Annotated in this window: 10 protein-coding genes; 8 read left to right on the top strand and 2 right to left on the bottom strand. The window is 38.7% G+C overall.

Annotation, left to right across the window (positions count from 1 at the left end; genetic code table 11):
* The 4 genes from JZU62_RS08910 to JZU62_RS08895 all read left to right on the top strand — a co-directional run.
* The coding region (locus tag JZU62_RS08910) for a PAS domain-containing protein (protein WP_295013978.1) at positions 1-1,367 on the top strand (1,367 nt) is incomplete at its 5' end.
* 1 nt (position 1,368) lies between these two features.
* The gene (locus JZU62_RS08905; RefSeq protein WP_295013976.1) at positions 1,369-2,163 is read left to right on the top strand and encodes a HAMP domain-containing sensor histidine kinase; all 795 of its coding nucleotides are present in this window, start codon (positions 1,369-1,371) and stop codon (positions 2,161-2,163) included.
* The gene (locus tag JZU62_RS08900; protein ID WP_295013974.1) at positions 2,163-2,633 is read left to right on the top strand and encodes a chemotaxis protein CheD; all 471 of its coding nucleotides are present in this window, start codon (positions 2,163-2,165) and stop codon (positions 2,631-2,633) included. Before JZU62_RS08905 ends, JZU62_RS08900 begins: the two co-directional genes overlap by 1 nt.
* A gap of 11 nt (positions 2,634-2,644) precedes the next feature.
* Entirely contained in the window at positions 2,645-3,667 is a 1,023-nt protein-coding gene (locus JZU62_RS08895) for a chemotaxis response regulator protein-glutamate methylesterase (protein ID WP_295013972.1), read from the top strand.
* On the opposite strand, the gene JZU62_RS08890 is transcribed toward JZU62_RS08895, so the two are convergent.
* Both JZU62_RS08890 and JZU62_RS08885 read right to left on the bottom strand, forming a co-directional pair.
* On the bottom strand, positions 3,660-7,406 hold the full coding sequence (locus JZU62_RS08890) for a PAS domain-containing hybrid sensor histidine kinase/response regulator (RefSeq protein WP_295013970.1): 3,747 nt from the start codon (positions 7,404-7,406) through the stop codon (positions 3,660-3,662). The two genes, JZU62_RS08895 and JZU62_RS08890, sit on opposite strands and share 8 nt — an antisense overlap.
* A gap of 22 nt (positions 7,407-7,428) precedes the next feature.
* Positions 7,429-8,784, bottom strand: coding sequence for a response regulator (locus JZU62_RS08885; protein ID WP_295013968.1), 1,356 nt, complete (start codon positions 8,782-8,784; stop codon positions 7,429-7,431).
* 225 nt (positions 8,785-9,009) lie between these two features.
* Between JZU62_RS08885 and nifH the strand changes: the two genes are divergently transcribed.
* From nifH to JZU62_RS08865, 4 genes are all read left to right on the top strand, one after another.
* Positions 9,010-9,924: a nitrogenase iron protein gene (nifH, locus tag JZU62_RS08880; protein ID WP_295013966.1), complete on the top strand. Its 915-nt coding sequence runs from the start codon at positions 9,010-9,012 to the stop codon at positions 9,922-9,924.
* Between the two features lie 114 nt (positions 9,925-10,038).
* On the top strand, positions 10,039-10,398 hold the full coding sequence (locus tag JZU62_RS08875) for a hypothetical protein (RefSeq protein ID WP_295013964.1): 360 nt from the start codon (positions 10,039-10,041) through the stop codon (positions 10,396-10,398).
* A gap of 14 nt (positions 10,399-10,412) precedes the next feature.
* Positions 10,413-11,882, top strand: coding sequence for a nitrogenase molybdenum-iron protein alpha chain (gene nifD, locus JZU62_RS08870; RefSeq protein WP_295013962.1), 1,470 nt, complete (start codon positions 10,413-10,415; stop codon positions 11,880-11,882).
* A gap of 4 nt (positions 11,883-11,886) precedes the next feature.
* A partial coding sequence (locus JZU62_RS08865) for a DUF3364 domain-containing protein (protein ID WP_295013960.1) occupies positions 11,887-12,685 on the top strand: 799 nt, incomplete at its 3' end.

Genomic DNA, 12,685 nt, shown 5'->3' with positions numbered 1-12,685 from the left:
TAAGCGGTGCCGCGAGCATGAAAGAAGCACAATTCGATACCAATGAACTATTTTTCTCGATTACGGATAAAGAAAGTAAGATCCTTTCGGGTAATGAAGTATTTGTCCGGATCAGTGGGTATAGCAAACAAGAGTTAATGGGGAGTCTTCATAATATCATCCGCCATCCCGATATGCCAAAAGTGGTCTTTAAAATACTGTGGGACTATTTAAATGCGGATAAACCGATCGTCGCGTATGTAAAAAATAGAACCAAAGAGGGAGGATATTACTGGGTATTAACAGCCATATTTCCACAGGGTGAGCGTTATGTATCGATTCGGATCAAACCGAATTCTCCTATATTTGCAATCGTCCGAGAGCTTTACTTTAAACTTTTGATCGCTGAGAGCAGAGGCGGGATGGAAGAGAGTGAACCGATGCTTCTAAACGCTTTAGAGGAACTCGGATATCTGGGGTATGATCAGTTTATGGCTAAAGCTCTTTTGCTTGAGCTGAGTGAGCGCAAAAAAATCTTGGATAACATTCCAGTAACAGATCATAATGTCGAGCTCGATAGCCCATTGAAGATAGCTCTTAATGCGTTGTTGGAAGATAGCCAAACATTGATGCGTCAGTATGATCATTGGTTTGAAAAAATCGATATGTTTAATCATGTTAAAACCATGTTTGAAGAAAAAGGGGTAGTTCTTCGCCATCTAGCCCGAGATATCGTCTTTTTATCCCTCAATGCCTCCGTAGCCTCTTACAAAGTCGCCAATGGAGGAGAGACCTTCGGTGTTTTAGCCAGTGATGTCCGTATTAATGCAAAAGAGAATGATATCTTGATTGCGGATGTTGAGACTTCCGTGCAACAGTTTTCTGATTTATTGAATGAGACTATTTTTTCGGTTTCTGCAATACGATTGCAAATTGAGATGGTGACCTATTTTATTCGAGAAGTATTATGTCAAAAAAGCGAAGTTCAACTTCCTGAATTAGTTGATAACATTTCTAGTTTGATGGCTCTTGTCATAGAGTATTCTGAAACATCAAAACGGCTTCAGCTTGAACTCGATCGACAAATTCAATCGGCTTTGAAGTATTTAGACCAACTCGAACAGCAGATGATGTATTTAGGTTATATTCAAGTTTATGGGATTATCGAAGCGGCAGGAAATCAGGATGAATCGGTACGGTTTGGTGTAATATTTTCTCAGCTCAAGACATTAGTGCATGAGACATCCCAAGAGATAGAAATAATGCAAAAAAGCGGGCATAATTTTAGTGTTGAGAATCGATTTTTGATCAAAAAGTCAGAGGGAGTCGATTTACTGTTTAGACAATTGCATGAAGAGATATTAATAATTAAAGAATTGGAAGACTAAAATGGATGAAGTAACCTTTTTAAGCCGTAAAATACTCGATCTAAATAAGCAACTTATTGAGAGTGAAAAGGCTAAATCACGATTTCTCTCACTTATTGCCAATGCGCTTAATAACCCGATGACGGTACTTTTAGGGATAATTCCTAAACTGGCACCTCCCAGCGGCGATCCACGTGAAGCTATTTTTGGTTTAGCACATGAAGAACTTTTACTTCTTGATTTTCGTGTACAAAACTTGGTAATGGCGGCTGAGATCGAAAGCGGTAGCGTTAGTATTTCCAATGCTTCGGTTGATATTAATGAGTTGTTACAAGAGGTTTTAGAAGCATTAAAATATTCTATTAAAGCAAGGAATATGACAATTGTAGTGAATTGCTCTGTAAATGATAGAGTTGTAACTGATCCTCAAAAACTTCATATCATCCTGATAAATTTAGTTGCTAATGCTTGTGATTATGGGATTGAAGGAAGCAGCATAAATATTGAAGTGGTTTTAGTTGATTCTGAAATCTCCATAAGTGTAAAAAATCAAGGTCCTGAACCCGATGTAGAATATACAGCACAACTGTTTACTCGTTTCGCAGAAGGACCTGAGGGAAAACATGGGTTAGGTTTGGGTCTAAGTGTCGTACGAGAATTAACACAGTGGCTTGGAGGGCATGTTGATTATATTGCAGAAGATTCAACCGTTAAATTTACGGTTACACTTCCGGTAGGAGAATGTCTTTCCAATTCCGAAGCATGTGGTTCGAATGAATTTTTATTTGACTCGTTTGATGATGCAATAGAGCTCTGATGATTCATGGAGCCTCTACTTTCATTCACGTTGGGCAGATTCATGTCGATGAAGCCCCTTGTGCAATTTCAACCGTATTAGGTTCATGCGTAGCGGTTTGTTTATACGATAGCAAACTTGGCATCGGCGGAATGAATCATTATCTTTTGCCGTTTTGGAACGGAAATGGATTGCAATCACCAAAATTTGGAAACATTTCGATTCCGAAACTGATTGAATCTATGATAGCAAAAGGGTCTACCCCTAGAAGTATAGAAGCTAAAATTTTCGGTGGTGCATCAATGAATATCGGAGCAAGTGAAGCGATGATGATCGGGAAGAAAAATATTCTAGTAGCCCGTGAGATTCTAAATGAGTACAAAATAATGATTGTTGCTGAAGATGTAGGCGGGCAAAACGGCCGAAAAATTCAATTTGATTTGGAACGGGGGAAAGTGCTCCTGAAGTATACCTCCCGCACAATAGAGTAGTAAGGATAACCATGGCTATACGAGTTTTAATCGTCGATGACAGTGCGACTGCACGTGCAGTACTACGTGAAATTTTAGAAAGTGATCCCACAATCGAAGTGGTAGCGACTGCTTCCGATGCTTTTGTGGCACGTGATAAAATTGTTGAATTAAAACCTGATGTCGTGTGTCTGGATGTAGAAATGCCACGGATGGACGGCATCACGTTTTTAAAACGATTAATGCATTATATGCCGGTTCCTGTAGTAATGGTCTCTTCGTTAACCCAAAATGGAGCTAAAACAACTCTCGAAGCACTTGAAGCGGGAGCAGTCGATTTTGTAGGTAAGCCCCATTCCCATATCTATGACGGTGTCGAAACAATGCGTGAGGAGCTTTTAAGTAAAATTAAAATGGCGTCTCGTGTCCGTGTTCGTCAACGACAGCTTCAAAGTATGCAACAAGCCAATACCACGTCACTGGCAGAAACAACCAATAAAATTTTAGCCATCGGTGCATCAACAGGAGGGACAGAGGCTCTCAAAGATGTCCTCATGGGATTGCCCCGCAATGCTCCTGGAACGATTGTAGTTCAACATATGCCGGCAAACTTTACCGGACCTTTTGCGGAGAGACTTAATTCACTCTGTGCTATGGAAGTTCGAGAAGCAAAAAACGGTGATTCGATTACTCCGGGATTGGTTCTTATAGCTCCGGGAGATTATCATATGGTTGTCCGTCGCTCGGGTTCACGTTATTATGTTGAAATCGGCAGTGGTGATAAAGTATCAGGACATCGCCCCTCCGTGGATGTTCTGTTTAGCTCGGTTGCGAAAATTGCGGGAGCGAATGCTATCGGCGTTATACTAACGGGTATGGGTGGAGATGGTGCACGAGGGCTTCTTGCGATGCGTAATGCAGGTTCTCGTACTCTCGGACAAGATGAAGCAAGCTGTATCGTTTACGGCATGCCTAAAGTCGCTTATGATCTAGGTGCCATAGAGAGACAGCTCCCTTTGCAATCGATCGCTAAAGGGATTCTGGAATCTATCTAAGTAGCAACATAATCGCTTCAATCGTTTCTAACGCTTGAGGTATATTTGATTGATCGATAGATTGTTTAAGCAAGATCATTTTTTCACTCACTGCATTATTGCTATACTCCGTAAAAATATCTACTTTATTCGTATCAATCCGCTCGCCGGCATTTAGCTTCTTTTTTAGAAGTTGTATTTCAATTGCAAAAGTTAACGGGTCAATTTTCTTTTTTGATTTTTTTTCTTCATGTATATCCGAAAAATAGAGTTCAAATTGATCGATGACTTTTTTAAATTCATTTTCAAACTCTGGATACATCATCTCTAATAAATCCAATTTGTTATCTTTGACGATATGTTCTGCCTTCTCTGATAGTGAGCGAAGCTGTAGTGCACTGATATTGCCGGAAGAGCCTTTGATCGTATGTACATACCGTTTGATCTCTTCGATATGGTTATTTTTAATAGCGTTTCCTAAATTATCAATTAACTGCTGTGTGTCTGATTTAAAAGAGTCAGCAATTTTAATCAGAAGTTCATTTTTACCACCTAAACGATTTAATGCTTCATTGTAATCCCAAACAACTGCTGTATTCGGATTCGTAGGGGGGGCAATGAGATCGATTGGCATTTGAGTGCGTACATCTTTATCATTGGTTGAATGGAGAATAAGCCATCTTTTTAGAACTTGCTCTAGCATACCCATGTCGATTGGTTTTGATAGATAATCATTCATACCGGATGCAAAACATTTTTCCATATCGCCTTGCATCGCATTAGCTGTAATGGCAACAATAGGGATATCTTTATTGGTTTCACCTGCTTTTCCTTGACGTATAGCCTTGGATGCTTCATATCCATCCATTTCAGGCATCTGTCCATCCATCAAAATAAGGGTATAAGGTGACGTCTTTAATGCCTCAAGAGCTTCAACTCCATTCGTGGCAATATCAGCAACCAATCCTAACGTATCCAACATACCTTGTGCCACGATTTGGTTGGTTAGATTGTCTTCAACCAGAAGTATTCTCGTCTTAGGAGGCCATACGATTGCGTTGGATGGATTGGTAGTGCTGTCAATATAACTATCGATTTCAGAATCTTCATTCGAAATAAAAGAATTAAACGCTTTATAGAGACTCCTATGGGTAATCGGTTTGGATAGAAAAGCGTTGAATCCGATATTATTGTAATCGGAAATATTATTTTGATAGGCTACGGATCCCATTAAAATGATTTTCATATCGTTATATAAAGGAATTTTTCGTATTTCAATGCATAAAAGATCACTATTGATATGAGGGATATCCATATCCAATACTACAAAATCAAATGGCGGAGTTTTCCCCTCAGAAAATCTATTTTGACATAGCTCAATGGCAGCCGTGGTGGTTTCCGCAGTATAGACATTCATACCTAATTGTAAAAATACATGTTTCATCATCGTAAGATTAGTAAAATTATCTTCTACAATCAAAATTGATTTATCCTCAACGGCAATATCTTTAGGCAAAATTAGTATCGGAGTTTTACCGATTTTTACAGGTATATTGACACTAAAGCTACTTCCTTCCCCGAGTTTGCTATCAACACTTACTCTTCCACCCATAAGGTTGCATAGTTTTTTAACAATCGCTAGACCTAGACCTGTGCCGCCGTATTGTCGTGTTGTTGAACTATCGGCTTGAGTAAAAGTATCAAAAAGTGATTCAAATTTTTCTTTGGATATCCCAATACCGGTGTCGCTAACGACGATACTTAAATCTCCTTGCGTTTCATTTTTTCTTGATAAAACTGCTTTGATATAAATTTCTCCACGGCTTGTAAATTTAGCTGCATTCCCAATTAGATTAGTCAAAATTTGGCGTATTCGCACAGGATCGGTAATCATTGTTAGATTTTCTAATTCCGTGGTATCCAAAATGAGTTCAACGGAGGGATCTTGTGTTCTAAAGGACATTGCCTCTATCAAATCCCCTAATTCATCATGGAAATTGACTTCAACAAATTCCATTTCCATTTTCCCCGCTTCTATTTTGGAAAAATCTAATATATCATTAATAAGGCTTAATAAAGAGCTGGCGCTATTTTGGGCGATACTCAGTTGAAATTTTTGTGTGTGATCAAGTGTTGATAGGCTTAGTAGGTTAAGCATCCCTAAAACACCATTCATCGGAGTTCGTATTTCATGGCTCATTGATGCAAGAAATTCAGATTTGATACGCGTGGAAGATTCGGCTATCTCTTTGGCATGGATTATTTTTGCTTCTGCTTCTTTGATTTTAGAGATGTCATTTGCAATTTCAATATATCCATAAATAGTTTCATCTTCGTGACGAAGGGCTGTACAGGTGACATAAACAGGCACTTCTGCACCATCTTTACGGACAAATGTCCACTCATGTGCATTGGAGAGATCTTTATTTGCTTTGAAAAAGATAACATCCATACCTGGATCAATTGTGACGTCAAATTTTTCAGAGAGCTCTTGTGCATGTGCGATGATCTCCTCTTTTTTGTGTAATATGATGGGCGTTTGTCCTTTAAAATCATCATTACTATAGCCTGTAAGGTTTTCGCTCATTGCATTGACAGAGGTTACTAATCCATCTTTATCGGTTGTGATGATGGAAACACCGGCATTATCAAAAATCGCTTTTTGGAGTCTTAATGATTCTGTGAGTGAATATTCTGCCGCTTTTCGTGCGGTAATATCAATTCGAATGGTTATGTAGCTTTCAATAATACCGGACTCGTTAATGAAAGGAAAAACAGTAGTATCTACCCAATAGAGGTGCCCATCCTTGGCACGATTGCATACTTCATTGTGCCAAATTCCTTTTGTATTTAATACAGTATACATTTCGTTCCAAAATTCACTAGAGTGTATTTTTGAATTGAGTATCCGATGGTTTTTTCCAATCAGCTCATTAGCGCTGTATCCACTGATCTCTTCAAACTTTTTATTGACGTATTTTATAATGCCATGTGTATCGGTTGTCGCAACAATAGCATGTGCATCCAAAGCAAGCTTTTGTTCTTTTAGTTGCGTTAAGGCTTCTTTGTTTTCAAGTGCTAATTTTTCTTGAATTTCAAGCATATAATTAAAGGTATCTTTTAGCTGTTCTGCTTCATCTTTGTAGTTATTATGTGATAATGCATCATTGTCTTTAGCTATACTTTCTGCTTTTCTTGTCAGGTTATTTAACGTTTCTGTCAGCCTATAGCCAATAATAAAGGCTATAAATGAACTGATGATTATTTGTAATGTAACTAGAAAATAGGTAAGCGTTTTGTTATTTTTGACGGTTTTTAAATTATTAGTCAATTCAAATAATATTTCTGAGCGCCCAATACGTTTGTTATCGACTACTATCGGTGTTGAAACAAGTTTAAAAACTCTATTCTCATAGTGAATCAGATGAGAATTTTTATCAAATTTTTCCATCTTGATTTTAGGATCGTTTGTAGCGTAGGATAAGAGATTGTTTTCTGTATCGAAAATTTTAGCTGCTATATTGTTTTGGACGTGTATAAAGCTTTGTGTCTGATTATCTAATGTGGTGAAATCGTAAGTACTCAACGGAACTTTTATCATTTCACAAAAAAGCGTTGTTCCGATATGTATCTTTTCATCAATGAGTGAATTCGACAATTTTGATTGCGTATTAAAATTAAAAAAAACGATCAAAAAAACGAAAATAATTTCAATTGATAGAAACGATAGAATAAATTTATATCTAAAAGATAGTTTCATCTAATATACTGCAATAGAAGAACTAAAAGTTAAAAATATCATCTATATCAACCGCTTCAGCGGCAGCTGCATTATCGGCATCCGTCGAAGGTTTTGTTTTTACATGGGTACTAAGCATATTGGAGTTAGAAATAATCATATCATCCATGTAATCAACGCTGATAGCACCTTCTTTAAAAATGAGATTAAACCAATTACTCAAATCCAAGCTGAAAGCACTGCATAATCCACCGATTGCATGTGATTTTTCGAGAAAATTGTCCATGTTTTCTTCAATACTTACGGCTAAATTGTTTAATGCTACGGCGATGGAGTAACTTTCAGAATAGGTAATCGTCAATTTGCTAATTCCTTTTAGATTGTAAACAATATCTTCAACCTCTTTACGATTAACATCTCCATTGCCGACTAACAATAATAGAGAGTTTAAGGATGAAATGTATTCTTCTACATTGTATAAATCTTCGTCATCCAAATAAGAGTAGACATGGAAAGACTCTTTATCTGCTATTGCTATTACCTCATTAACGGGTAATTTAGGTACTGAATCTGTTATAGCGCAACTCTCTATCGGTATCTCCTTTTTCGTGCTGAGAACAATAGGAGCTTTTTTAAATTTATGAAGACAAAATGATAATTTGTCTTCATCAAGTTTATACTCTATTCCAGCAGGAACTTTATGGAGTACAAGATTAATAATCGAGGTATCAATATTGTTAATCCCATTCATGGTTAAATAAATATTATCACATGACTCCTCAGCGATCACTTCCATTCTTACAGCAAGTTTTAACGCAATCGTCCCAAGAGTATAGAATGTAAGAATAGTATCACTCAGGCTTTCACTCCCTTGATTATTATTGAGAAGATAATATTCCCAAAATTCAGAAAGCTCATCTTCGTTACGCATAAAAAAAACAACTTGGTAACTGTAAACTTTATCGGTAAAAAGATTGACATACGAGATGTTCTGCGATTTAAAAGTGGAATAGCGAGATTCAAGCAACACAAGGTAGTTACTAAAACGGGCATTAAAAACATCGGTATTGATAGGTTTTGATATGTAATCCTCAGCACCTTTACGTAAAATGACTTTTTGCTGCTCTTTGTCGCTTATCGCTGAAACGGCGACAATAAGTACTTTTGGATCAATTTGTCGTATTTTATAGGTTGCTTTTATACCGTCCATTTCCGGCATCATGATATCCATAAAGATTAAATGATGGGGTTCAAGACTCTGAAGAGAAACGGCTTCAATGCCGTTGGCTACTTCGTTGATATGAAAACTGCCTCCATTTTGTTCAAAATAATTTTCAATAATACTTCGCAGAACAAAGCGATTATTTTCATTATCATCTACAATAAGAATTTTTTTCATGTGGCCTTCTACAAATTGACAGGATATGTATTTAATTATAGTATAAGTAGATACTCATATCGTTTAAAAGGTGTATATAAAGAGGTAATTTCCCCCCTGCAAACTCTATTCCTACAAATTTGTATCATTGTTGTCATTTTGTCGCGCTCTTTTGGTAAATGTCGTAAAAAAGCATAGAACACCCCTTGCATCAACCTAAGTGAAGTTCAAAAATAAGGGGATAACATGGCTGGAGCAGCTAGCTTGCGACAAATCGCGTTCTACGGAAAAGGTGGGATCGGTAAATCTACTACATCTCAAAATACATTGGCAGCAATGTCACATTATTTCGGTAAAAATATTATGATCGTTGGTTGTGATCCAAAAGCGGATTCAACTCGTTTGATTCTTCACGAGAAAGCACAAGATACTATTCTTTCTCTCGCAGCAGAAATGGGAACTATTGAAGATGTTGAGATGGAACAAGCTCGTCTTTGGGGTAAAGGTTTGTTTGACCGTGAAACTCCAGGCGGTTGGATCAATTGTACAGAATCAGGCGGACCAGAACCAGGAGTAGGTTGTGCAGGTCGTGGTGTTATTACAGCGATTAACTTTCTTGAAGAAGAGGGTGCATACGATGAAGAAGGTTTAGATTTCGTTTCTTATGACGTTCTTGGTGACGTTGTTTGTGGTGGATTTGCTATGCCGATTCGTGAAGGTAAAGCACAAGAAATCTACATCGTAATGTCAGGTGAAATGATGGCGATGTACGCGGCTAACAACATCTCTAAAGGGATTTTGAAATACGCAAACACTGGTGGAGTACGTCTTGCAGGTCTTATCTGTAACGCTCGTATGACAGACAAAGAGTACGATTTGGCACTTGAGCTTGCTCAACGTATCGGAACTCAATTGATCCACTTCGTACCACGTAACAACATCGTTCAACATGCTGAACTACGTCGTATGACCGTTGTTGAATACAGCCCATACTCTGACCAAGCTCGTGAATACAAAGAGCTTGCTCGTAAAATCGTTTATAACGATATGAAAATTATCCCTACTCCAATCAGTATGGATGATCTTGAAGACTTGCTCCTTGCATTCGGTCTCGAAGACGAAGTTGATGAGTCACAAGTCGGTAAAGCAGCAGAAGCTTAATTAGTCACGTTACCCCGGGGGTTCCTCTTTTGAGGAATCTTCAATGGTCGTCATGAAAATGACAAATAACATCTTGTTAATAATGAAAAGAAAACAACAGAAAAAGGAGATTAGATGTTTGTATTAGGTTTTCACTTCCCAGCTTCAATGGGGAATCAAATTCCAGACGAATTAGTTGCAGAAAAAATTGCCGGCGTTGATATCAGTGGCGTTAAAGAGATCAAACTTTTGATGGGTACTAAAGATAAAGATAAAGAGTGGTTGAGCTACACCAACAACTCTACATTTTTGTTCCGTGCAATGGTTCATTACTTCAAAGAAGAGAACCCAGATAACTTACAAAAGTACATGATCTACATGAACCGTTACCAAATGTCTGCAATCTCTAAACGTGTTGATGCAGCTGATGATGAAACAATGAAATTGTGTCACAACTTAGATTCGATGGAACAATTCCGCATCGAACTTGCGTAAGGAAGAGGTGTATTATGGGTCCAGAAACACTAGAAGCTAAACAAAAAGCGGCCATTGAAGAGATTTTAAAAGCGTATCCTGAGAAAGCGGCGAAAAACCGTGAAAAACATCTCGGTGTCGGATCTCCAAATGATGAAAATCAAAAAACGTGCGGTGATGTCCGCTCAAACAAAAAAACCGTTCCGGGTGTAATGAGTCAACGTGGTTGTGCTTATGCAGGCTCTAAAGGGGTTGTATGGGGTCCAGTTAAAGATATGGTTCATATCTCTCACGGTCCTATCGGATGCGGTCAATACAGCCGTGCAGGTCGTCGTAACTATTATATCGGTGTAACCGGTGTTGATACTTTCGTTACGATGAACTTCTGTTCGGATTTCCAAGAAAACAACATCGTTTTCGGTGGAGACAAAAAATTGGGTAAATGTATCGATGAAATCGAAGTACTTTTCCCACTCAATAACGGTATCACTGTTCAATCAGAATGTCCAATCGGTTTGATTGGGGATGATATCAACGCAGTAGCAAAAACAAAAGCAGCTGAGATTGGTAAAACAATCGTTCCTGTAAACTGTGAAGGTTTCCGTGGGGTTTCTCAATCATTGGGTCACCACATTGCAAATGACGCGGTTCGTGACTATATCTTTGATGGTGATTTGAGCCACATCGATACTACGAACGTTACTCCAACTGAGTATGACGTTGCGATCATCGGAGACTATAACATCGGTGGTGACACATGGTCAAGCCGTATCCTCCTAGAGGAAATGGGTCTTCGTGTTGTAGCACAATGGTCTGGAGATGCAACTCTTAAAGAGATGGCATTGACTCCTAAAGTGAAATTGAACTTGCTTCACTGCTACCGTTCAATGAACTACATCAGCCGTCACATGGAAAAAGAGTTCGGGATTCCTTGGATCGAGTATAACTTCTTCGGACCATCACAAACGATCAAATCACTTCGCAAAATTGCGGCGTTCTTTGATGAGAGCATCCAAGCTAAATGTGAAGAAGTTATCGCTAAATACCAACCGATGATCGATGCGGTAATCGCAAAATACAAACCTCGCCTTGAAGGTAAAACAGTAATGTTGTTCGTCGGTGGTCTCCGCCCTCGTCACGTTATCGGTGCTTACGAAGATTTGGGTATGGAAGTAATCGGAACAGGTTATGAGTTCGCTCATGATGACGACTACAAACGTACTAAAGAAGAGATTTTCCGCTCAACCGTTATCTATGATGACGTCAACGAGTATGAGCTTGAAGCGTTTGTTAAAAAACTTCAACCTGACCTTGTAGCTTCAGGGATCAAAGAGAAGTATGTATTCCAAAAAATGGGTCTCCCATATCGCCAAATGCACTCATGGGATTACAGCGGTCCATACCACGGATACGACGGATTCGCGATTTTCGCACAAGATATGGATTTAGCAATTAACTCACCTGTATGGGCGCACTCAAAAGCACCATGGGAAATGGAAGGATAAGGCGATGCAAGAAGTAGAAAAAATCGTAAACGGGAAAGACCTGTTTAAACGCCCAGAGTATACAGAATTACTCGCAAACAAAAAACAATTCGAATCTTCAATGCTCGCAATTAATCCTGCGAAAGTAGAAGAGATCGCTGAGTGGACGAAGTCATGGGATTACCGTGAGAAAAATCTTGCTCGTGAAGCGATCACCGTCAACCCTGCAAAAGCATGTCAACCTCTCGGGGCTGTCATGGTTGCACTCGGGTTTGAGGGTACTATGCCTTACGTTCATGGTTCTCATGGATGTGTAGCGTATTTCCGTTCATACTTTACCAAACACTTCAAAGAGCCGACTCCTTGTGTTTCTGACTCTATGACTGAAGATGCTGCGGTATTCGGTGGATTGGTAAATATGAAAGAGGGTCTTAAAAACTGTGCAGCAGTTTATAAACCTAAAATGATCGCCGTTTCTACTACCTGTATGGCAGAAGTTATCGGGGACGACTTGCAAGCGTTTATTATTGCGGCAAAAGAAGAAGATAAAGGTGAGTTTTTATCTGAAGAATATCCGATTCCGTATGCGCACACACCTTCATTCGTAGGTAGCCATATTACGGGTTATGACAACATGATGCATGGTATCATGTCTCAGCTTACTGAGGGTCAAAAAGGTGAAACAAAACAACGTATCAACATCATTCCTGGTTTTGAAACGTATATAGGAAGCCTTCGTTCGATCAAAAGCATCGTAGAAGCGTTCGGAACAGACTATATCATGTTGGGCGACCACTCTGATCAATGGGATATGCCAGCAGGTA

Source organism: Sulfuricurvum sp., assembly GCF_019163035.1.
Lineage (GTDB): Bacteria > Campylobacterota > Campylobacteria > Campylobacterales > Sulfurimonadaceae > Sulfuricurvum.
Note: the sequence above shows the minus strand (reverse complement) of the source record. Positions and strands in the feature narration are given on the sequence as shown.